Source organism: Pantoea sp. GL120224-02, from assembly GCF_900215395.1.
In the GTDB taxonomy this organism is placed as follows: domain Bacteria; phylum Pseudomonadota; class Gammaproteobacteria; order Enterobacterales; family Enterobacteriaceae; genus Pantoea; species Pantoea communis.
The window spans coordinates 1-21,886 of sequence record NZ_OBEC01000014.1 but is presented as its reverse complement, the minus strand read 5'-3'; the positions used below and the strand labels follow the sequence as shown (position 1 = coordinate 21,886).

Below are 21,886 nucleotides of genomic sequence, written 5' to 3'. Positions count from 1 at the left end.
AGGTTGTTGATTACAACGAGGAGAAAAAATCATGAAAATCAAAGCAACCATCGCAGCCGCCAGCCTTCTTTCCTTGTTTGCCTTTGGTGCATCAGCAGCCCAACTGGTAACGGATGAGCAGGCGCAAAATCTGCAACCTACCGGCAGCACTATCACCATCAGCGGTACCGGCGGTTCGCCAATGGATTACCGTTCTGAGCTTTCTCAGAAAGCCGATGCACAAGGTGCCAGTGCTTATAAAGTGATTGAAGCGAAAACCGGCGACAGCTATCACGTGACCGCCGAGCTGTATAAATAATTCCTCGTCAATTCTGACGAACCCTTTGGCCCCGCTCGCCGGGGCCCTTTTTCGGCTTCTCACTTCACATTAAAGCGGAGCTGGCCTTCCAGCTCCTCTTCTGCTTCATCAAACAGCAGGATTAATGCGCCATACCGGCGTTTCTGCCCTGTCCCCAGATTCACAAACTCAATTTCCAGCGGCAACGGCAACTGCTCCCCAAGTATCGCATCCCAGAGATCGTCAAGATCGCTGATGGCCAGATCCGCCAGCGCAAAACGATCGCTGAACTGGCGATAGAAATGGGCTTGATCGACGATTTCGTCAAAATCAAAACGCTCGGTTCTCATCGTGATTCCCTCTTGCAGGCAGGGCCGCCCGTCAGGCAAGCCCACCAATATGCAGCGCTTTCACTTCCAGGTACTCTTCCATTCCCAGCACCGATCCTTCACGTCCCAAACCGGACTCTTTTACACCGCCAAACGGTGCCAGTTCAGTGGATACGGCGCACTCATTAATGCCAATCATCCCGGCCTCCAGCGCCGCCGAGACGCGGAACACCCGTTGCAGATTTTGCGTATAGAAATAGGCGGCTAATCCGTATTCCGTGTTATTGGCGCGCTGAATGACATCGGCTTCATCATCAAAGCGGAAGCAGGCGGCGACCGGACCAAAGGTCTCTTCCTGGGCCAGCTTCATCCCCTCATGCGCCTCGGCAATCACCGTCGGCTGCCAGAAGTTGCCTCCCAGCGGATGACGCTCGCCGCCAATCAGCAACTTACCGCCTTTGCTCAGCGCATCCTTAACGTGCTCTTCTACTTTTTCCAGCGCCGACTGCTCGATCAGCGGGCCGACTATCACGCCTTCCTCTACGCCATTACCCACTTTCAGCTTGCCCACGGCATCGGCCAGTTGATTGACGAAACGATCGTAGACCGCGTTGTGTACATAAAAGCGGTTAACGCTGACACAGACCTGGCCCGCATTGCGGAATTTGTTGGCTATTGCGCCCTGTACCGCCGCCTCAATATCCGCATCCTCAAACACGATATAGGGTGCATTGCCACCCAGCTCCATCGAGACTTTCTTCATGGTGTCTGCTGCGTTGCGCATCAGCGTTTTGCCCACGGCGGTCGACCCGGTAAACGAGATTTTACGTACCGCCTGGCTCGACATAATGGCGTCGCTGATGGCATGAGTATCGCCCGCCACCGCATTCAATACGCCGTCGGGCACACCGGCTTCCTGCGCCAGCGCGACTAACGCAAAAGCACACAGCGGAGTGTTATTGGCCGGTTTGATGATGCCGGTGCAGCCTGCTGCCAGCGCCGGGCCAAGCTTGCGTGTCAGCATCGCCATCGGGAAATTCCACGGCGTGATAGCCGCCACCACACCAATCGGTTCACGTGTTGCCAAAATGCGTGATCCGGGTTTCGCTGGCGGGATGATTTCGCCGTTGGCACGTTTAGCTTGCTCGGCAAACCATTGAATAAAGCTGGCGGCGTACTCGACTTCGCCTTCGGCTTCTTTCAGGGGTTTGCCCTGCTCGGCGGTCATCAGTTGCCCGAGCCAGCTTTTGTTCTCAATGATCAGTTGATACCAGCGATTAAGAATCTCTGCGCGCTGTTTCGCGGTTATATCACGCCATGCCGGAAAAGCCTGCTGAGCGGCAGCGATGGCCTGCTCGGTTTCCGCCTTACCCGCGCGTGCGACTTTTGCCAGCACTTCGCCGGTTGCCGGATTAGTGACGTCAAAGGTGGCACTGGCGTTGTGCCACTGGCCCGCAGCGAAATAGCCGGTTTTAAACAGCGCGTGTTGTTGTAGAGAGGTGGACATTATTCTTCTCCTGCTAGTTTGCATCCTGTCAGGAAAGTATAGATGCCAATATCATCGGGTTTTGTGTCAGCGTGGGATCAAAAAGGCCGCTGCAACGTGCAGCGGCCGATTTCAGATTTGGATGAGGGTGTTTTGGTATTTATCCAGCATCAACGAGAGCCGTTTCACCGGTTCGGTAACGCTCTCCGGTGCCGAATAGTGATGGAGCTTTTCCTGATAAATCTCCAGTTCCTTCAACAAACGCTCAAAGTAGTAGCGCCGCTTGTCATCGCTAGTGGCTGAAATCACGCGATCGGCGGTGTATCGCAACTGACGGTGATAAGCCGAAAGCTCCGCGTTAACCGGCACTTCAGCATTACGCAGTCGCTGATGACCGATAATCAGCGTCAGCGCGATGCGGTATTTGTCGATATCGCCGGGGAACAGATTGAGCAGCAGGAACAGCTGCTGATAGAGCGCGGGCAGATGATTCTCGCGACGGCGCGCCTGATTAGTGGTCAAGGCCGCCACAGCCGCATACATAAAGCGATTCAGCAGTTTACGGCCGGTACGTGCTTTGGATTTATCGCGAATCAGCAGAATCACCATCATCGCCACAAAGCTGCCGATCCACTGGCCCAACGCATTATCGAGGAAGACGTTGAACTCAAACTTCATCGGATTATCCAGCACCAGCACGTTGATGGTGCCAATCAACGCACCTAACGTACCAATCTGGCGTCGTTGCACGAAGATACCGCCGATAAACCCGAGTGCGCCAATCGCGATACACAACAACAACGCGCTTTGCTGGGTAGCTGGCAGGATATAGATGAAGTAGAGCATGCCGAGTGGTACGGCGAAGGCCATACCGTAGAAGAAGTCTTTCGCCATCATCAACGGATTCGGCATACGCATCGCCAGCGCGGTGATGACGGCCAGCATCACCATACAGCCACTGCCCGAAGTCCAGCCGGTATAGAGCCAAAACAGAGAGCCGAGCGCGGTCGCCACAAAGGTACGCACGCCGTTGATCATCGCATGATGGGTTTCCGCCGAACGTGCCTGAATCACCACTTCGCGCTGCAGGATACTCTCTTCCAGCGTGGTAATGCGGCTGTTACTGCGTACACCATTAATCAGCAGCAGATACTCTGTTGCTGCGCCGACCCAACTTGCCACCGTCATCGGCACATTTTTGTTGCTGACGCTGATCAAACGACGCATTACCTTCATACGCTTATGCACGTCATCGACGTTATGGACGTCTTTCTCAATCAGCAGGCGATACTGCGTCGGAATATAATCCGGACGAGCGTTTTGAATCAGGAAGGTTTCAGCGGCTTGCGTAATTAACGTCAGCGACAGCGTATTCAGCATCTGTAACCGGCGGCTGGTATTTTTCCAGCGCGAAGATTCCATCAGCAATTGGCTGCGCATGCCGTTGAGTGCCGTGGTGCGACGTACCAGCGCGCTCCAGGTGCGATCCACCTCGTCTTTATCCGCGTGGGCGACACACAATTGCAGCAGTTTGTAATGCGCCACCAGCAGCGAATCGACTTCAGCATCAATCACTTTTTTGATCGAGCGCGGCGAAAACAACATATCCGCAAGAATCGCACACAGAATGCCAATGACGATTTCACTGCAACGTTCAACGGCATATTGCGGTGCCAGCGTTAAGCCACCGCTGGCATCGGCGGTGACCACGATGATCAGCGCAGTGTAACCAGCCAAACCTAGCGCGTAGGAGTTCTCGACTTTGATCAGCGAGGAGAGCCAGACGCACATGCCCGCCCATAAACAGCACAGCAGCAGCATCACCACTGGCGCACGCACCGTGGCGATCATGATGGTGAGGGCGGCAATACAGCCAATAAACGTACCAATGATGCGCAGAATGCCGCGATAGCGCAGTGCGCCAGAATAGGGATCGCCCCCCGCAGCAAAGGCGGTACCACCGGCAACAATGCCGGCGGTCATCACCGCCCAACGCGGCGTTTCCAGGTTAAAGTGAAAGCCAATCATCAGCGCCGCAACCAGCGCAAATGTCAACTTCACCGGGAAACGCAAAAACTCAATCATAACGCCCTCGCTTAACCAAACTCGCGCAGGCGGTTAAAGAACTGCGTTAACGGCGAGACTTTGGTCTGGCGATCTTTATCACCGGTGATCACCACCGTGGCGGTAGTGCCCGCCGGGAAGCGGTTGCCGGGTTGATCGTCAAGACGAATACGCACCGGTACGCGCTGTGCCAGTCGTACCCATTCGAGGTTGGAATCGATGGTCGCCATACCTTTGCTGTCCACGCTGCTGCTGCTGTTGGTCACGCCCGCCGCGATGCTGTCCACCGTGCCGCGCAATACGGTATTACTGCCCAGCGGGGTGATTTCAGCGCGGAAGCCCGGACGCACGCCATCCAGCTTGGTCTCTTCCATATAAGCCAGCACATAGAATGAGTGCTGCTGTACCAATGCCACGGCAACGGAACCACGGGTGATGAACTCGCCCTGATAAACGTTCAGGTTAGTGACCCAGCCATCTGAAGGCGCTTTGATGGTGGTGCGATCCAGGTCGATCACCGCCAGATCGCGCGTTGCCACCGATTTCGCCAGCTGATGTTCGCTGGTTTGCAGATCGTTATTAGCCTGGTCGATGGCTTCACGCGACATGGCACTGGTGCCAAGTTGATTACGGCGCGCCGCTTCACGACGCTTTTCATTGACTAATGCCTGGTAATATTCGACATCCGCCTGGGCTTCATCCAGCGCTTTCTGGTAGCGCGGGCGATCCACGACAAACAGCGTATCCCCCTGTTTCACCAGCTGGTTGTCGTGCACCGGCACGTCAGTGATAAGGCCGGTCACGTCCGGCGAGATCGCCACCACATCAGCGGAGAATTTGGCGTCACGCGTCCAGGGCGATTCGGTGTAGAACACCCATGCGCGGAAGATGATCACGATTGCGATGATAACCAGCAGGATAGTAATCGCGTAACGCGCGATTTTTCTTATGAGCGCTTTCACTTAAAAACCTCAGACGAATAGACGGGATACAAGGTAAAACACGCAGCAATACAACGCTGTGTTAAAAAGTGCCGGATGCCACACCAGGTCATAAATTCCGCTGGGCGTCAGCACGCGTTTCACCAGCCAGAACAGCGCCAGAGAAACCAGTAGTTCAATGAAGATGGGCGGAAAACTCAGCCCGAATACGACAAATACCGGAAGCACACTCATTACGGTTCCTTAGTTCGACCTTGCCGGATTGCACCGATACCTGCCCTCATGCCGCATGGCACGTCGGGTTGAGAATCAGGGGATGATTGGGAGACTGATGGCAACATTCAGGCCGCGTTGAGCTAATGATAGCGTATCATCGTGTAAACACAGCCGTGTTAAGGTGCGGTGAACAGACCCAGCGTGCGTATAGTAACGCGCATGACTATACGTTTTCTACATATTGTGAGCTAAATCACTTTTTAGCCAGAGTAAACAATGGAACGACTTAAAGGCATGTCCATTTTCGCCAAAGTGGTTGAATTAGGTTCTTTTACCGCCGCGGCACGTCAGCTTCATCTTAGCGTTTCGTCAATCAGCCAAATTGTCGCCAAACTGGAAGATGAGTTGCAGGTCAAATTGTTAAATCGCAGTACGCGCAGTATTGGTCTGACCGAAGCAGGTAAGATCTACTATCAGGGCTGCCGCCGCATGCTGGCTGAAGCGTCTCAGGTGCACGAACAGCTTTATGCCTTTAATAATACGCCGATCGGTATTCTGCGTATCGGCTGCTCTTCCACCATGGCGCAAAACGTGTTGTCTGCAATGACCAGCGATATGCTGCGCGAATATCCTGGCCTGAGCGTCAATCTGGTTACCGGCATTCCCGCGCCAGATTTGATCGCTAACGGCTTGGATCTCGTAGTCCGCGTAGGCGCGTTGCAAGATTCAAACCTGTTCTCACGCCGACTGGGCGCGATGCCGATGGTGGTCTGTGCCGCAAAAAGTTATCTGGCACAGCATGGTACGCCAGACAAACCGGGTGAAATCGATAATTTTTCATGGCTGGAGTACAGCGTACGCCCGGATAACACCTTTGAACTGGTCGCACCGGAAGGTCTGGTGACGCGATTGACGCCGCAGGGTCGCTTCGTCACCAATGATTCACAGACGCTGATTCGCTGGCTGAAAGCCGGTTGCGGCATCGCCTATGTCCCCCTGATGTGGGTAATTGATGAGATTAACGCCGGGGAGATCGATATTCTGTTCCCGCAATATCACTCAGAACCGCGTCCGGTGTATGCGCTCTATACCGAGAAAGACAAGATGCCGTTGAAGGTGCAGGTATGTATCGATTATCTGACCGAGTACTTTAAGCAGGTGGCGCAACAGTATCAGCAGCATCGTAAGAGTTAACGGTCTGGGCGCCATACAGGGTGTCCCTACGATGCGCGAAACGACTATTTGTAAGGTGCGCCATAGGGAAACTCAGACTGTTCGATAATCTGTAGAGTCCGCCATGCGAACATCAACTTACGGTCATTCGTAGAGACCGCCGTGGAATCATCAGACTCCACGGCCATTCGAAATGGTGCGTCATGGGGACATCAGACTTTACTGTCATTCGGAAGGTGCGCATTGATGCGCACCAGCAATGATTATGCAGTTCCGCCGACGGTGATTTTATCCAGCTTCAAGGTTGGCTGGCCGACGCCGACCGGCACACTCTGCCCCTCTTTACCGCACACGCCAACGCCTTTATCCAGCGCCAGATCGTTACCGACCATTGAGATCTGCTGCATTGCTTCAATACCCGAACCAATCAGCGTTGCACCTTTCACCGGCGTGGTGACTTTGCCGTTTTCAATCAGATAGGCTTCTGAGGTTGAGAACACAAACTTGCCGGAGGTGATATCCACCTGACCACCACCAAAGTTCGGCGCATAAATCCCATACTCAACGCTGGAAATGATGTCCTGCGGCGTGGATTTTCCTGCCAGCATATAGGTGTTGGTCATACGCGGCATCGGCAGATGCGCATAGGATTCACGACGCCCGTTACCGGTTGGCGGAACCCCCATCAGACGCGCGTTAAGCTTGTCCTGCATGTAGCCTTTGAGCACACCGTTTTCGATCAGGACGTTATACTGGCCTGGCACGCCTTCGTCATCCACTGCCAGTGAGCCGCGCAGGCCTTCGATGGTGCCATCGTCAACCACGGTGCAGAGTTCAGAGGCCACCAGCTGCCCCATTTTACCGCTGAAGACCGACGTTTCACGACGATTGAAATCGCCTTCCAGACCATGACCGACTGCTTCATGCAGCAGCACGCCCGGCCAGCCAGCGCCCAATACCACCGGCAAGGTGCCCGCAGGCGCGGCCACGGCAGACAGGTTCACCAGCGCCAGACGCACCGCTTCACGCGCCCATGCATCGGCACGCACATCACCGTTTTCATCGGCATAGAAGAACTCATAACCGGTACGCGCGCCGCCGCCGCTGGAGCCGCGTTCACGTTTACCCTGATCTTCCACCTGCACGCTGATCGACAGACGCACCAGTGGGCGGATATCCGCAGCCAGCGTACCATCGGTCGCCGCCACCAGCACCTGCTCGTACACGCCAGTCAGGCTGGCATTGACTTCCTGCACGCGCGGATCGGCCGCACGTGCCACGGTATCAACACGATGCAGCAGTGCAATTTTGTCTTCGCGCGTCAGGCTGTCCAGCGGATTCACCGGCGCATATAGCGAACGGTTGATCACAGCTGAAAGTGTATGCGCTTTGCCATTGCCCTGCTCACGCACAATACTGCGCGCGGCTTCAGAAGACTGCCGGAGGGCGTTCAGGGTGATTTGGTCTGCGTAAGCGAAACCGGTTTTCTCACCACTGATAGCTCGCACACCGACACCCTGGTCGATGTGGTAAGAACCATCTTTAATGATTTTGTCTTCCAGCACCCAGGATTCATGGAAACTGGACTGGAAGTAGAGGTCGGCATAATCCAGACGACGTTCTGAAAGCTGCCCTAACAGGGAAAAAAGGTCCTGCTGATTAATGCTGTTCGCAGCTAGTAACTGCTCACTTACCAGATTCAGAGTCATCGTTTCTCACTCATTATGTGCTCGGATAGTCATAGCCTGCGGCAATTCCCCGACGGCGTCAAATTCACTTCTTGTCGTCTTCGCGCGGTTTGCGCAGCACTTCATTGATTTCCGGTTTATCCAACGGTCCGCTAATGTGATAACGCAGTAGCGAGATCTTATTCCACAGCGGGCCCAATACTTTACTGGCGGCAAATACGGCGGCCCCGATCACCGGGTTGACCACAAAGGCCGTTGCCACTCCCACCGAAGCGGAGATCTCAGGGGCAACGACCGCTTCCATATCAATCTGGCGTTTTGCCAGGTCGATCTGCCCCTGCATGGCGATATCCGCTTCAAGGCCATCAACCAGCAGGTTATCCGTGTGCATCACACCGTTTTCGATCCACGCCGTGCCGTTAATTGAATCGAAATAGAAGCCTTCACTGAAGGTGTCACTGAAATCGAAGCGCAGCTTGCGCAGCAAGGCGTCAAAACTCATCAGGCGCAACAACTGCCCCGCACGCCCGGTGTTCACATCCGCAATCTGGCCTTTGCCAAAATGGGTTTTCAGCGTACCGCTCAACGTTTCCGCTGAAGGCTGCCACGGGGCGGAACGCCAGTGCAGGTCATAATCCACGTTAAACGGCGCGTCACGAAGTGGGGTATTCATCCCAAACCAGTTAACGGCATCATTAATGTTTTTACCGCTCAGACTGCCTTTTAATGAGGTACGCTGATTGCCCGGCTTATTGACCCATTCTCCGTTGATCTTCAGCTTTGCACTGCCGGAATCCACGCTACCGTTAGTAAGTGCTAACGTATCTCCCTGCGGCTGTAATCTGGCCTGCATATGTCCAAACTTCTGCCCGCGCAGCCAGCACTCATCACAGTTTAGCTGCATCGCTGGCCAGTTACTGAAGTCTACTGTGCTGCTGTTGTCACCCAACGGCGAGGCGTTGTTGTCGCTGCTGTTCGCCCATTCTGGATTGTAGTAAAGATAGCTAAGGTCGATTTGCCATGGCGCATGCTGTGCGGTTTGCAAACTGCCTCGCGCTTCGCGGCTTTCCAGCTGGAGTTGTGTGTTGCCGGTCGGCCCTTGCGTGACGGTGGCATTAACGTCATGCCACTGCTGGCCACCGAGCATAAGTGCCGGTGTCCGCAGAGTTACATCGCCTGGTAACAGCGCGCCGCCGACTTCCGTTTCGCCCTGAGCATTACGCGAACCACTGCTTCCCGCCAGCAGCCCCATCCAGGCTTCACCATCCAGCGGCGGTAAATTGAGTTCCATCCCGCGTTTTTCTGGCAGCTTCGGCGTGCTTTTCGCATCGTTGAGCCAGATGCCGCGATCCACGCGCAGCTGAGGTTCGAGAATCCAGCGGCTGTTAAAACGGTTATGCTCGCGCACGCTGCCGCTTAGCGTGAATCCTTTCAGATCACCGGTGGCGTTAATGGCGATCGGCATCGCTTCGCCCGCCTGCTTATCCAGTGGCGAAGGTAAGTGACTACTTACTGTTTTTGCATCGCCCTGCAAATCGACTTTATAGGTCGCGCCCCCTTTGTGTGGCAGCGTGATGTCGACATTGCCCTGCCACGGCAGACTGCCGCTCAATTGACTGCTGACGCTGGTTGGCAACACTTTCAGTTTCGACGGCTGCCAGTCGCCCAGCAGCTTCACATTGACACCGAAGTTGTCAGGGTTTTCGGTAGTGGTAAAACTGACGCCAGTGGGCTGACCAAACCAGTTGGCCTGCATCTCTTCACTTTCGAGGTTGCCGTTGTTGTAACGGAAACGTCCGGTGAGGTTTTCCAGCGTGGTGTTTAACGGCTTAATGTGCAGGCTGTTATTGTTCATCACAACATTACCGCTGGCATGTACCAATTCACCATCCAGCGGAATATCGAGATTCAATGAACCGCGCACATTGCCACCGATTTGCAACTGCTGCAGTGCCGCGCCCAACGTCGATTTCAGAGGCGTCTGTTCGAAGTAATCGGCAATCTGCTTGCCCTGACCGCTAAGATCGCCATTAATAATCAACTTCTCTTTGAGGTAGTCCGGGATCACCGCGCTGACGTTACGCGCATCCACTTCTCCCAATTTGGTTTTCTCGGCTTTCATCCACAGGCCGTCGTTAACAAAATCGAGGTCGATATCGAGGTTTTCCAGCGCGGGCCAACCGGGCTGGAACTGGAAGGTGGATTGACGCAGCGGCACCCATACTTCAAACATGCCGTCATTGTGCTTAAACGGGAACAGGCTGGGATTACCGGCGAACAACAGCGTGGCATTGTCCACCTTCCCGCCTTTGATCGACTCGCTGAGGAAATGGGTCAGATCATGGCCCATTAGCGGTTCCGGGAAGTAGCGCCAGGCATCACCCGCATCGGTGACGCGAATGCCCGCCAGAATATTCAGCTGTGGCGCTTTGCCGATATTTTGCTGATAGCGGAAATCACCGCGCGCCCACAGGGAACGTGCCTGAACATCAAGATTCTGACCGTCCAGCGTGAGGCCGCTGGCATCGCGCTGCCAGTTCAGTTTGCCAGTGATCTGTTGAATTTGCAGTGGCGCCTGGAACATGTCGCCATAAGGCACTTCCGCTTGCCCCATCGCCACATCCAACCGACCGTTACTCACGCTGCCGCTGGCGGTACCGTTTAGATTGCTGATCCCTGGCAACAGCTCCCAATGCTGCCACGCCAGGTTGCGCCATTTGGCTTGCAGGCGGGTTTGTTCGGGCTGATTGAGCGGAATATCCAGCGCCAGCGCATCGATGTTGCCGCGCGGCTGCAATGCACGCCAGTTATCCAGTAACGCAGGGGATAAGGGTTTGAACAGCGGCACCAACGGTGCCAGACGCTCCAGATCCAGTTGCGTGGCACGCACACGCACCTCCGCACCACTGTTGACGCCCAGCATCTGCTGGTCTTCCGGCTTCCACAGAAGTGAGAAGTGCCCCGGCGCCCAGGCGATGCCATCGGTGCTGAGTCGGGTTTGCGGGACGGACAAACTCCAGCCATTTTGGAAACGCGCCAGATGCGCGGTTAAGCCATCGACCTGCAGTTGGTGATCGCCCTGTTCGCCGCGCCAGCGTGCACCTCCTTTACTGAGCAAGAGGTCACCGGCGTAGACATCGCCATCACGCAGATTCACCCATGCCGCCAGGCTGAAACGGGCACTTTCGAGGCTGGTGTTGTCGCGCAGCCACGGACCGATCCACGGACGCACATCGACGTCATCCGCTTGCATCCAGATGCGGCCATCGTTGAGTAATCCGTTGGTATCGTTGAGATCGAGTCGCACCTGCACTACACCATGCTGACCGGTAAAGCTGGAGAGATTGACTTCCCCTTCCGCACGGTGACGCGTGCTTTCGTTGAGCCAGGTCAGGCGCGGAATCGCCAGCTCAGCGTGCTGGCCAGAGGGCGTGAGAAAACGGATGCTGCTATCACGCAGATCAAAGTGGTCAAACTGGCGCAGAAACAGATCGTTGATTTGCGCCGGCTTAAAGCTATTTTTTTGTTGATCGCTGGTGAGCAGCGGATGATTGGTTTCGAGACGCAGTTGCCAGAAGGTAAGATCACGGAACTGCCAGCGCCAGTGCAGCAGCGATTGCCATACGTTAAGCGCCAGATTTACGCGGCCAATGGTGAGTTTGCCATCTTCCGGCATCACAACGTTGAGATTACGCACCTGCAGGGTTGGGCCGAAGTTCTCCCATTTACCCTGCAGCTCGCTGGCATCCACCGTCACTCCGCTGACGCGTGAAATCGTCTGCAGTATGTCGCTGCGATAGCTGTTGAGATGCGGCATCACGAGGCGCAACCCGCTGACTAGCAGCGCCACAATAACGATGATTGCGGCGAGCAGCAGTAACAAAATCCTCGGCAACCGCCTCACACACCTCTCCTTGCTTCCCGTTGAATAACGGCGTTCAGCCTCACGACTTACATCATGACGACGTCAAACTGCTCCTGAGTATAGAGCGGCTCAACATGGACTTTAACCTGCTTACCGACAAAGATTTCCACTTCAGCCAGCGCATGTGACTCTTCGCTTTTTAACGCCTCGCCCACTGCCGGGGAAACATAAACGAGGAAACGATCGGAATCATAAGCATGATGCACACGCACGATTTCGCGCATGATTTCGTAGCAGACCGTTTCCACCGTTTTCAGCGTGCCGCGCCCTTTGCACACCGGGCAATCGGCACAGAGCACATGTTCAATACTTTCCCGCGTGCGTTTGCGCGTCATTTCCACCAGACCGAGCGCCGAGAAGCCGTTGATACCGGTTTTCACCCGATCTTTGCTCAGCGCACTTTCCAGCGAATGCAGTACGCGGCGACGATGGTCGTCATTACTCATGTCGATAAAATCGATGATGATAATGCCGCCCAAATTGCGCAGACGCAGTTGGCGAGCAATCGCCTGTGTGGCTTCAATGTTGGTGTTGAAGATGGTTTCGTCGAGATTACGATGCCCAACAAATGCACCGGTATTAATATCGACGGTGGTCATGGCTTCGGTTTGATCGATGATCAGATAGCCGCCCGACTTGAGTTCAACCTTGCGCTCCAGTGAGCGCTGGATTTCATTCTCAACATCAAACAGATCGAAGATTGGCTGTTTGCCGCTGTACAGCTCCAGCTTGCTGGCCATTTCCGGGATATATTCGCCGGTAAATTCCACCAGCAGATCGCAGGTCAGACGTGAATCAACGCGAATGCGATCCAGCGCTGCGCCGGCAAAGTCGCGCAGCACGCGCTGTGCCAACGCTAATTCACCGTACAGCAGACAGCGCGTCTGATTACGTTTTTTGCGCTCGCTGACTTTGGTCCACAGACGCTTGAGGAAGGCGGCATCCTGCGCCAGATCTTCCTCACAGATGCCTTCGGCAGCAGTACGAATAATAAAGCCGCCGAGATCGTCACAGTAGGCCGCCACGACGGCTTTCAGGCGATCACGTTCGGCTTCGCTTTCAATGCGTTGTGATACTCCAACGTGTGATGCACCTGGCATAAACACCAGATAACGAGAAGGCAACGTAATATCAGTGGTGAGTCGTGCACCTTTGGTGCCGAGTGGATCTTTCACCACCTGTACCACCAGATCCTGGCCGGGACGCACCAGCTCGCTGATATCGCGTACGACAAAGTTTTTCTTCTCATCACCCGCCACGCATTCGGTGTGCGGCATGATGTCAGAAGCGTGCAGGAAGGCGGCTTTATCCATGCCGATATCGACAAACGCAGCCTGCATACCGGGCAACACGCGGCTGATGCGACCTTTATAGATATTCCCCACGATACCGCGCCGTGCTTCGCGCTCGATGTGGATTTCCTGCAAAATGCCGCCATCAATATAGGCGACACGGGTTTCAGAAGGTGTAACGTTAACCAGCAGCTCAGCCGTCATCTTGTCCCCTTAACGCACGCAGTGACTGAAAGTGGCTCAGCAACTCATTGGTTTCAACCAGCGGTAATCCCACTACGGCGTGATAGCTTCCATTAATCTTGCGGACAAAATTGCCGCCCAGACCCTGTATTCCGTACGCGCCGGCTTTGTCCATCGGCTCGCCGCTAGCAATATAGTGCGAGATTTCTTCTGCCGTGATATTGCGGAATGTCACGTCAGTGGTGACAAGGCAATCCAGCTCGCGTGCACTGTCAGCCAGCGCGACGGCGGTCATCACCTGATGCGTTTGCCCGGAGAGTTGACTCAACATCTGCGCTGCGTGTGCAGCATCGCGCGGCTTTTCCAGCACGTCATTGTTGAGTACCACGATGGTATCTGCACCCAGCACCGGTAAATCCTGCGGCGCGACCGCCACGCCAGCTCGCGCTTTGTCCAAAGCCAGACGGCGAACATACACTTCCGCCGCTTCTTCTGGCTGGCGCTGCTCTTCAACGTCCGTAATCAGACGTTCAAACTGCAGACCCAATTGCGTGAGCAGTTCACGTCGACGCGGTGAACCGGATGCGAGATACAGGCTTATCATAGTCTTCCTTACTGAACAGCGAACTGTCGGCGAATCTTTCTCATTAATAAGAATAGCCAGGGCCATAGAATGCCGTCGACCACACTGCTCCAGAAGATTTCCGGGCGAAATGAGACGTTGATGACCAGGAATTCAGCCCAGAAAACAATGACATCCACCGCGAGCGACAGCACCATAACCATTAATGCCTGCTGCCACAACGCCAGATTTCGGAATAGCTGAAATTTGAAGGCCACCAGATACGCGATGATGCTGAACGCCAGCGCGCGCACCCCCAGCGTCGAACCGGCCACCAGGTCCATCACGGCCCCTAAAAAGAAGCCTGTACCAACATTAACCCGGTGAGGTAATGCCAGAACCCAGTAAACCAGGATCAACAAAAGCCATGAAGGCCGGAACATGTAGATTTGTTCCGGCCAGGGCATGATTTGCAGAATGAGGGCAATCAGAAAGGACAGCCAGATAACCCATCGGCCCTGGCTGCGATATCGACTCAAGGCTGGCCTCCGCGTGTGTTCGCTGGGATCCCTTGCGAACGACTGCTGTTAGCGGGTGCCGGCGGCCCCATTTGCTGCGTAGGCTGCATCATATCCGGTGCCGGTGGGCCCATTTCGCCTGCTGGCGGCAAGACCTGCGGCATCATCTGCATCAGACGCTCATTCGCCACGCGGTGAACTTCATCTGGTGCCATTGGCATGTCGCCATTCTTATCCGCGCCCCACAACAGCAGCAGGTAACGCAGACGTTGCAGGCCAGCCGTCGGATGCGCCTGAATCACGGTGTAGGCACGTTGGGTATCGACTTTCACGGAAGAGACCACGCCAACCGGGTAGCCTTCAGGGAAACGCCCGCCGAGACCTGACGTCACCAGCACATCGCCGACACGAATGTCGGTGTTGCCCGGCAGATGTTCCAGCTGCAAATCTTCACTGCAGCCGTTACCCGCCGCAATCACGCGAATATCATTACGTAACACCTGAATCGGCAACGCATGCGAAGCATCACAAATCAGCAGTACACGGCTGGTCACCTGACCCACAGCCACCACCTGACCCACTACACCTTTATCACTGATCACCGGCTGGCCTTCGTAAACACCGTTTACGCTGCCTTTATCGATAACCACCTGATCGGTATACGGATCGGTGCCGGTTGAAATCACCTGGGTCACCATCTTGTGCTCATCCTGACGCAGCGGCGAGCCGAGCAGCTCACGCAGACGTGCGTTTTCCTGCTTGTATTGCCCCAGCATCAGCAGGTCACTGTTTTTCAGGAAGAGCTCACGGCGCAGCGCTTTGTTTTCCAGCTCGAGCTGCTGGCGTGAAGCCAGCGTTTCTGAGACGCCGTCAAGAAGCTGTCGCGGCCCATTGGCCAGAAAATAAAATGGACTTACCGACGTGTCCAGGTAGTTGCGGATCTGGGAGAAGGAGCTCACGCGGCTGTCTGCGATAATAATCGCGATAGCCACAATGACTGCCAGAAAGAGACGCAACTGCAGGGAAGGCCCCCTGCTAAAAATCGGCTTCATAAATTCTGCGTGTTCCTCGACATCAGGGAAGAAGCGCCAGTCTTATGACTAACGCCTCCAGGGCTGGACGCATCTCGCCGTCGTGCGCAGCGTCGATAGGCGCGACTCCCTGCGCAATTTGACCACGGTCTCAGCCGATGAGGATTTACTCCTCGCTGAACAAATCGCCGCCGTGCATGTCGATCATTTCCAACGCTTTACCACCGCCGCGCGCGACGCAGGTCAGCGGGTCTTCTGCAACGACAACCGGAATACCGGTTTCTTCCATCAGCAGACGATCCAGATTGCGCAGCAATGCGCCACCACCGGTCAGCACCATGCCGCGCTCGGAGATATCAGAAGCCAGTTCTGGTGGGCACTGTTCCAGCGCGACCATCACTGCACTCACGATACCGGTCAACGGCTCTTGCAGCGCTTCGAGGATTTCATTGGAGTTCAGGGTAAAGCCACGCGGTACACCTTCAGCCAGGTTACGACCACGTACTTCAATTTCGTGTACTTCATCACCCGGATAGGCAGAACCAATGCCGTGCTTGATACGTTCCGCAGTGGCTTCACCAATCAGTGAACCGTAGTTGCGGCGCACATAGTTAATGATAGCTTCATCGAAGCGATCACCACCGATACGTACAGAAGAAGAGTAGACCACGCCGTTCAGGGAGATAACGGCCACTTCAGTGGTACCACCACCGATATCCACCACCATCGAACCGGTTGCTTCAGATACCGGCAGGCCTGCACCAATTGCGGCAGCCATCGGCTCTTCAATCAGAAACACTTCGCGCGCGCCTGCACCTTGTGCAGATTCACGAATAGCACGGCGCTCAACCTGAGTGGCGCCAACCGGTACGCAGACCAGCACACGTGGGCTTGGACGCATAAAGCTGTTGCTGTGCACTTGCTTAATGAAGTGCTGGAGCATTTTTTCAGTCACGAAGAAATCGGCGATCACGCCATCTTTCATAGGACGGATGGCCGCGATGTTGCCTGGAGTACGACCCAGCATCTGCTTGGCGTCATGACCTACGGCCGCAACGCTCTTTGGCGAACCGGCACGATCCTGACGAATGGCAACCACGGAAGGCTCGTTCAGCACGATGCCTTGTCCTTTTACGTAAATCAGGGTATTCGCGGTACCCAGGTCAATGGACAAGTCATTGGAAAACATGCCACGAAATTTTTTAAACATACTAAGGGATAATCCTGCAAGCTGGGGGCGGAAAATAAAATCCGCCTACTTTACCAACCACGCGAAGCCGCTACAAGGCGCAAAAACGTTCTGCTTCGGTGAAAAAATACGCTGAATAATTTTTTGGGCCGATTCGCTTATCCCTGGCCGCCGTTAAATAGCGCTAAGCCGCCCTATTAAACGTAAATTCCCCCTTAATCACCGGGCGAATTTCGACATAAAATTTAACATTTCCAGCCATCATAAGCGCGGACGTAATCCACCAAAGGGCAGAAAAAGGCCCCTCAGCGCCACTTTACTGGCTGAAGACCTAAATTCGATAACGTTGTGAATGTTTTTTCACGTTACTGTTCACCGGCAATGATGGGGCAAAGAAGTCGCCCTGCCCACCTGCCACGCCCAGATTCGCCAGCGTTTGCCACTCCGCGCGCGTACGCACGCCCGCAGCAAAAACTTGTGTCGAGGTGGATTTGCACACTTCCAGTAAACTTTGCACAAATAACTGGTTTTCAGTACGACGTTCAATATTACGTACCAGCCCCGGATCGAGTTTGATCACTTCGATTGGGAACTGCTTAATATAAGCACTGCTCACCACGGTCATGCCCGCCTGATCCACCGCCACACGGCAACCAAACGCGGTCAACATTTGGAAAACCGGCACTAAGCGATTGATGTGTTGACAAACATCAGCCTCAGCAAGTTCAAATAAAAAACGTTTTCTTTGCGATTTTGTACATTGCAGCAAAAGCTTTTGCAGCCAGCGCTGAAATGGACGCTGTAATAAGGAGTCAATATTGACGGGTAACGCCAGCGTTTCATCAGGCCACACTTCAGAGAGTGCCGCGATTCGCGTCACCAGTTGGCGATCCCAACTGTCGGTCAAACCCAGTTGCAGCACCAGTGGCATAAACTCGGCCGACACCACTTCTTTGTCGCCATCGAACACGCGCGCCAGCATTTCCCGGTGATGCACTTTGCCATCCAGCAACACAGCCGGTTTTTGGTAAAGACGTGGGCCGCCGCGATTAAGCGTGTTTTCCAGCAGCGTTCGCCAGCGCACACTACCACGTCCCATGTCTAAGGTATTGCCTTCACCGACTGACCAACTGTTACCGCCCTGCAAGGCGGCACGACGGGTCGCCATCTCGACATTTTCCATCACCTGCGGCACGGTTTCTCCGCTGCGCCAGGCGCTGATGCCAATGTGGATTAAATCATCGCGATCGACCATACGCATCGGCGGCAATGAGTCGACCGCGTTGATCAACTGATCGGCGATACTGTTGGCCTCTTTGAGCGTGCGGTGCGGCAATAACACGGCAAAATCGCTGCGGAAATAGCGTGCCAGTAAAGCGCCTGGATATCGCAGAACAAATGTCGACAGCATATTAATCAGGTCAAACAGGTATTCATCCACCAGCGTTTGGCCCAGCGTTTCATGAAGCGTGTCGAGATCGGGCAGGCGCACCATCATCACCACGCCATGCGCGCCCACATCTTCCTGATCTTCCAGCAGCGTGGCTAACTGGTTATCGAAGAACAGGCGGTTATTCAGGCCGGTGCGTGAATCCTGTGCGGCAAACGTACGGATAAGCGTATCAATGCGTAAGCGCTGCTCGCCCGCTTCCTGAAGATCGTTAAGCAAAGTGTCAATGGCGCGACTGGCTTTTGGCGGCCATTCGGCATAATGGCCGACGTAGGGCACGCGCTCACCCGCCAGAATACGCTCGGAGCGAGCTTCTAAACGCTCCATGTGCTGCCAGCGACGATTGATCCAGCGATGCGTCATCACCAGTAAAGCCGACATAATCGCCACCACGCTGAGCAGGACAATCAGCGTATAGGCACCGGTAAAGGAACGGAACCAGGTTTTCGCAGGATCGAGTACCACTACACGCAGCTCAAGGCCGGGAGAGTGCACTAACGGAAGATCGAACTGAATAAAACGATTCGGCTCATCTTCGAGCATAGGATTTTCATGGCGAGCGAGTTGAAACACCACGGTATTGCCGTTATGCATCTCAATTTGTTCCGCATTGATCACCGGCATGATGCGCGTCAACCACTGCGTCAGTTCTTGTGGCGATTGCGTTGTCAGCGCTTTATCGACTTCGGTCGCTAGCGTATTGACGCGTGTTTCAACGCGCTGTTGCGATAGCCAGATAAAACTAAAAGCGCAGCCGACCAGCATCAATAACATTGCCAGTAAGCTTAATAATGTAATAAACGCAGAAAACTTAGTTGTTAATCGCATCCCTGTGCCTGTATCACTGCGGTTCTAAACGGTCGCCATCCGACGGCGCCAACCTGCTCATTGGCATAAACCTGAGCAAAATAGCACAAAACATCGTCTGAATCAGCGCCAGACGCGCATCAAATTAGGCGGTGCGCCATGCTAATCGGACCTGCGGCGCGAGTATAGCCGCAAAGTGTGATGGCTTGCGTTTCACACGGACTTTTTCGTCCTATTCTCAACAGAGCCCGCTTGCCAGGAAATTTCATATTTTTCCGGGCAAAGTGGCGTGTCCAGCGCGAGTTGATCATGCTGAGTACAACACCACCTTTTTCGCCGGAGAATGCCATGAAGCTGAAGCAATACCTTACCGAATCCGACGTGACGCCCGAGAGCATCTTTAATATGCGCCGCCGTCAGGTGTTGAAAGCGCTGGGATTAGGCGCCGCTGCGGCAAGTTTACCCGGCGCGGCGCAGGCAGATGTGCTGAGCTGGTTTAAAGGCAATGACCGTCCACCTGCCCCCGCAGGTCGCGATCTGCAATTTACCAAACCCGCGCAGTATCAGGCCGATCTGCCGATGACACCGTTTGACAAGGTTTCTGGCTATAACAACTTTTATGAGTTTGGTCTGGATAAGGCCGATCCAGCTGCCAACGCCGGCACGCTGAAAACTGAGCCCTGGCAGTTGCGCATTGAAGGTGAAGTGGCGAAACCGATCACGCTGGATATGGACGACATCTTTAAACGTTTTGCCATGGAGCAGCGTATTTATCGCATGCGCTGTGTTGAAGCGTGGTCGATGGTGATCCCCTGGGTGGGCTTTGAGCTGAATAAATTACTCAAACTGGCTGAACCCACCAGCAATGCCCGCTTTGTCGCTTTTCAGACGTTATATGCTCCGGACCAGATGCCAGGTCAGAAAGATCGCTTTATTGGCGGTGGGCTGGATTATCCGTATGTGGAAGGGTTGCGTCTTGATGAAGCGATGCACCCTCTCACACTATTAAGCACCGGCGTGTACGGTAAAGCGCTGCCGCCACAGAATGGCGCCCCGATTCGCCTGACGGTGCCGTGGAAATACGGTTTCAAGGGCATCAAATCCATCGTTAAAATCACCCTGACGCGCGACCAGCCTCCTACCACATGGAACCAAATCGCCAATAACGAATATGGATTTTATGCCAACGTTAACCCCCATGTGAATCACCCGCGCTGGTCGCAGGCCACCGAGCGTTTTATTGGTTCCGGCGGCATTCTGAATGTCGAACGCCAGCCAACCCTGCTGTTTAACGGCTACGCTAAAGAGGTGGCTTCACTGTATCGCGGGCTCGATTTACGGGAGAATTACTGAGTGCGACTGACGTTACGCCATATCACCCTGTTAAAAGTGGTGCTGCATCTCGCGGATTTCCTGCCGTTTGTGTATCTGTTTATGGCAGCCAGCCAGGGCTGGTTAAGTGCCGATCCGGCGAAAGATATCCAGCATTTTACCGGCAGAATGGCGTTAAAGTTGCTTCTGGCGACGCTGCTGGTGAGCCCACTCACGCGTTACCTGAAACAGCCTCTGCTGATTCGCACACGCCGCCTGCTCGGCGTGTGGTGTTTTGCCTGGGCATGTTTGCATTTGACCAGCTATTACCTGCTTGAACTGGGTTATAACCACCTGCAACTGCTGGGTAGTGAGATCGTTTCACGTCCTTATCTGTTACTGGGTATGATCTGCTGGCTGGTGCTGTTTGCCCTCGCCATCACCTCATTTCAACGTGCCCAACGTAAGCTTGGCCGTCGCTGGCAAACCCTGCACAACGGCATCTATCTTGTCGCGATCCTCGCACCTATCCACTATCTTTGGTCGGTGAAAGTCTTCTCCCCGCAGCCCTGGATTTATGCGCTGGTGGCTTTAGTGCTGTTAGGTTGGCGTTACAATAAGTTGCGTAAACTTCTGCATCGATAATCCCCGCATGGTTGTCTTCCTGCTGTGAAATCTGATAAAAGGTGTGGCCTTCGGGCCGCATCGGATCAACTTCGCAGATAAGACCAGTATTTTGCTGCGAATTGCGACGAAACGGATATAATGCCCGGCTTTATTGCAAGCGAAGTCGTCTTTTTCACTCTCAGGAGTGACAAACGACAGATGTCGCGGTATTTTACGCGATGCCTTACTGATTGCAGGAGATAGCAGCAAGATGGCGCACGAATTTCACATACTGCTTTTAAACGGCCCCAACCTGAATTTGTTGGGAACGCGCGAGCCTGAGAAGTATGGGCACACCACGTTGGCAGAAATTGTCAGCGATTTGACCCAGCAGGCCGATCAGCACCATGTGAAATTGAGTCATTTGCAATCGAATGCAGAGTTTCAGTTGATTGATCGTATTCACGAGGCCCGTGGCAATGTGGATTACATCATCATCAACCCGGCTGCATTCACGCATACCAGCGTTGCACTGCGTGATGCCCTGTTGGCGGTTAGCATCCCTTTTATTGAGGTGCATCTCTCGAACGTGCATGCACGTGAGCCGTTCCGACATCACTCCTATCTTTCTGATGTATCTGCTGGCGTCATTTGTGGACTGGGCGCTGATGGATACTCATGGGCTTTACAAACGGCAGTAAAACGCCTGTCACATTCCAATTAAACAGAGTACGGAACCACACTCATGGATATTCGTAAAATTAAGAAACTGATCGAACTGGTTGAAGAGTCCGGCATCTCCGAGCTGGAAATCTCTGAAGGCGAAGAGTCAGTTCGT

Annotated in this window: 18 protein-coding genes and 1 pseudogene; 6 read left to right on the top strand and 13 right to left on the bottom strand. The window is 54.4% G+C overall.

The window, feature by feature from the left end:
- The first annotated feature begins 31 nt into the window (after positions 1-31).
- The gene (yhcN, locus tag CRO33_RS21170; RefSeq protein WP_038644381.1) at positions 32-298 is read left to right on the top strand and encodes a peroxide/acid stress response protein YhcN; all 267 of its coding nucleotides are present in this window, start codon (positions 32-34) and stop codon (positions 296-298) included.
- Positions 299-357: 59 nt separating this feature from the next.
- Here the strand turns inward: yhcN and CRO33_RS21165 are convergent, their stop codons facing one another.
- From CRO33_RS21165 to aaeX, 5 genes are all read right to left on the bottom strand, one after another.
- Positions 358-627, bottom strand: coding sequence for a barstar family protein (locus tag CRO33_RS21165; protein ID WP_034831139.1), 270 nt, complete (start codon positions 625-627; stop codon positions 358-360).
- A gap of 31 nt (positions 628-658) precedes the next feature.
- Entirely contained in the window at positions 659-2,113 is a 1,455-nt protein-coding gene (locus CRO33_RS21160; RefSeq protein WP_097119479.1) for an NAD-dependent succinate-semialdehyde dehydrogenase, read from the bottom strand.
- 111 nt (positions 2,114-2,224) lie between these two features.
- A complete protein-coding gene (gene aaeB / locus CRO33_RS21155; protein WP_097119478.1) occupies positions 2,225-4,177 on the bottom strand; it encodes a p-hydroxybenzoic acid efflux pump subunit AaeB in 1,953 nt (650 codons plus the stop codon).
- Positions 4,178-4,188: 11 nt separating this feature from the next.
- Positions 4,189-5,118 carry a p-hydroxybenzoic acid efflux pump subunit AaeA gene (gene aaeA / locus CRO33_RS21150; protein WP_058959562.1) on the bottom strand — a complete coding sequence of 310 codons (930 nt, stop codon included), beginning with the start codon at positions 5,116-5,118 and terminating at the stop codon, positions 4,189-4,191.
- A 9-nt stretch (positions 5,119-5,127) separates the two neighbouring features.
- On the bottom strand, positions 5,128-5,331 hold the full coding sequence (aaeX, locus tag CRO33_RS21145; RefSeq protein WP_021508145.1) for a p-hydroxybenzoic acid efflux pump operon protein AaeX: 204 nt from the start codon (positions 5,329-5,331) through the stop codon (positions 5,128-5,130).
- Positions 5,332-5,589: 258 nt separating this feature from the next.
- Here aaeX and aaeR point away from each other — a divergent pair, with 258 nt between their 5' ends.
- Complete coding sequence (gene aaeR / locus CRO33_RS21140; RefSeq protein ID WP_038644372.1) at positions 5,590-6,507, top strand: HTH-type transcriptional activator AaeR; 918 nt, start codon at positions 5,590-5,592, stop codon at positions 6,505-6,507.
- A gap of 242 nt (positions 6,508-6,749) precedes the next feature.
- Here aaeR and tldD read toward each other — a convergent pair whose 3' ends face one another.
- From tldD to csrD, 8 genes are all read right to left on the bottom strand, one after another.
- On the bottom strand, positions 6,750-8,195 hold the full coding sequence (gene tldD, locus CRO33_RS21135) for a metalloprotease TldD (protein ID WP_038644371.1): 1,446 nt from the start codon (positions 8,193-8,195) through the stop codon (positions 6,750-6,752).
- A gap of 64 nt (positions 8,196-8,259) precedes the next feature.
- Positions 8,260-12,078, bottom strand: a complete 3,819-nt coding sequence (gene yhdP, locus CRO33_RS21130) for an AsmA2 domain-containing protein YhdP (RefSeq protein WP_097119477.1) — start codon at positions 12,076-12,078, stop codon at positions 8,260-8,262.
- Between the two features lie 47 nt (positions 12,079-12,125).
- Positions 12,126-13,595, bottom strand: a complete 1,470-nt coding sequence (rng, locus tag CRO33_RS21125; RefSeq protein ID WP_097119476.1) for a ribonuclease G — start codon at positions 13,593-13,595, stop codon at positions 12,126-12,128.
- On the bottom strand, positions 13,585-14,178 hold the full coding sequence (locus tag CRO33_RS21120) for a Maf family protein (protein ID WP_034830874.1): 594 nt from the start codon (positions 14,176-14,178) through the stop codon (positions 13,585-13,587). The genes rng and CRO33_RS21120 overlap by 11 nt, the downstream gene beginning before the upstream one ends.
- Before the next feature lie 8 nt (positions 14,179-14,186).
- The gene (mreD, locus tag CRO33_RS21115; protein WP_034830875.1) at positions 14,187-14,675 is read right to left on the bottom strand and encodes a rod shape-determining protein MreD; all 489 of its coding nucleotides are present in this window, start codon (positions 14,673-14,675) and stop codon (positions 14,187-14,189) included.
- Positions 14,672-15,706, bottom strand: coding sequence for a rod shape-determining protein MreC (gene mreC / locus CRO33_RS21110; protein WP_034830877.1), 1,035 nt, complete (start codon positions 15,704-15,706; stop codon positions 14,672-14,674). Before mreC ends, mreD begins: the two co-directional genes overlap by 4 nt.
- Positions 15,707-15,851: 145 nt before the next feature.
- Positions 15,852-16,895: a rod shape-determining protein MreB gene (gene mreB / locus CRO33_RS21105; RefSeq protein WP_007891976.1), complete on the bottom strand. Its 1,044-nt coding sequence runs from the start codon at positions 16,893-16,895 to the stop codon at positions 15,852-15,854.
- A gap of 310 nt (positions 16,896-17,205) precedes the next feature.
- On the bottom strand, positions 17,206-19,152 hold the full coding sequence (csrD, locus tag CRO33_RS21100; RefSeq protein WP_097119475.1) for an RNase E specificity factor CsrD: 1,947 nt from the start codon (positions 19,150-19,152) through the stop codon (positions 17,206-17,208).
- A gap of 327 nt (positions 19,153-19,479) precedes the next feature.
- Here csrD and msrP point away from each other — a divergent pair, with 327 nt between their 5' ends.
- From msrP to CRO33_RS21080, 4 genes and pseudogenes are all read left to right on the top strand, one after another.
- Positions 19,480-20,484, top strand: a complete 1,005-nt coding sequence (gene msrP, locus CRO33_RS21095) for a protein-methionine-sulfoxide reductase catalytic subunit MsrP (RefSeq protein ID WP_034831065.1) — start codon at positions 19,480-19,482, stop codon at positions 20,482-20,484.
- Positions 20,485-21,087 (top strand): protein-methionine-sulfoxide reductase heme-binding subunit MsrQ, encoded by a 603-nt coding sequence (gene msrQ / locus CRO33_RS21090; RefSeq protein WP_097119474.1) that lies wholly within the window; start codon positions 20,485-20,487, stop codon positions 21,085-21,087.
- 232 nt (positions 21,088-21,319) lie between these two features.
- The gene (gene aroQ, locus CRO33_RS21085; protein ID WP_058959566.1) at positions 21,320-21,772 is read left to right on the top strand and encodes a type II 3-dehydroquinate dehydratase; all 453 of its coding nucleotides are present in this window, start codon (positions 21,320-21,322) and stop codon (positions 21,770-21,772) included.
- 21 nt (positions 21,773-21,793) lie between these two features.
- Positions 21,794-21,886: pseudogene (locus CRO33_RS21080) on the top strand (acetyl-CoA carboxylase biotin carboxyl carrier protein); the annotation flags it as partial.

Excerpts from the sequence above, each read along its gene's own strand:
- aroQ (WP_058959566.1), top strand. The coding sequence starts at position 21,320 with ATGGCGCACGAATTTCACATACTGCTTTTAAACGGCCCCAACCTGAAT.
- mreC (WP_034830877.1), bottom strand. The coding sequence starts at position 15,706 with ATGAAGCCGATTTTTAGCAGGGGGCCTTCCCTGCAGTTGCGTCTCTTT.
- CRO33_RS21160 (WP_097119479.1), bottom strand. The coding sequence starts at position 2,113 with ATGTCCACCTCTCTACAACAACACGCGCTGTTTAAAACCGGCTATTTC.
- msrP (WP_034831065.1), top strand. The coding sequence starts at position 19,480 with ATGAAGCTGAAGCAATACCTTACCGAATCCGACGTGACGCCCGAGAGC.
- aaeX (WP_021508145.1), bottom strand. The coding sequence starts at position 5,331 with ATGAGTGTGCTTCCGGTATTTGTCGTATTCGGGCTGAGTTTTCCGCCC.
- CRO33_RS21120 (WP_034830874.1), bottom strand. The coding sequence starts at position 14,178 with ATGATAAGCCTGTATCTCGCATCCGGTTCACCGCGTCGACGTGAACTG.
- aaeR (WP_038644372.1), top strand. The coding sequence starts at position 5,590 with ATGGAACGACTTAAAGGCATGTCCATTTTCGCCAAAGTGGTTGAATTA.
- CRO33_RS21165 (WP_034831139.1), bottom strand. The coding sequence starts at position 627 with ATGAGAACCGAGCGTTTTGATTTTGACGAAATCGTCGATCAAGCCCAT.
- yhcN (WP_038644381.1), top strand. The coding sequence starts at position 32 with ATGAAAATCAAAGCAACCATCGCAGCCGCCAGCCTTCTTTCCTTGTTT.
- mreB (WP_007891976.1), bottom strand. The coding sequence starts at position 16,895 with ATGTTTAAAAAATTTCGTGGCATGTTTTCCAATGACTTGTCCATTGAC.
- csrD (WP_097119475.1), bottom strand. The coding sequence starts at position 19,152 with ATGCGATTAACAACTAAGTTTTCTGCGTTTATTACATTATTAAGCTTA.
- aaeB (WP_097119478.1), bottom strand. The coding sequence starts at position 4,177 with ATGATTGAGTTTTTGCGTTTCCCGGTGAAGTTGACATTTGCGCTGGTT.
- tldD (WP_038644371.1), bottom strand. The coding sequence starts at position 8,195 with ATGACTCTGAATCTGGTAAGTGAGCAGTTACTAGCTGCGAACAGCATT.
- rng (WP_097119476.1), bottom strand. The coding sequence starts at position 13,595 with ATGACGGCTGAGCTGCTGGTTAACGTTACACCTTCTGAAACCCGTGTC.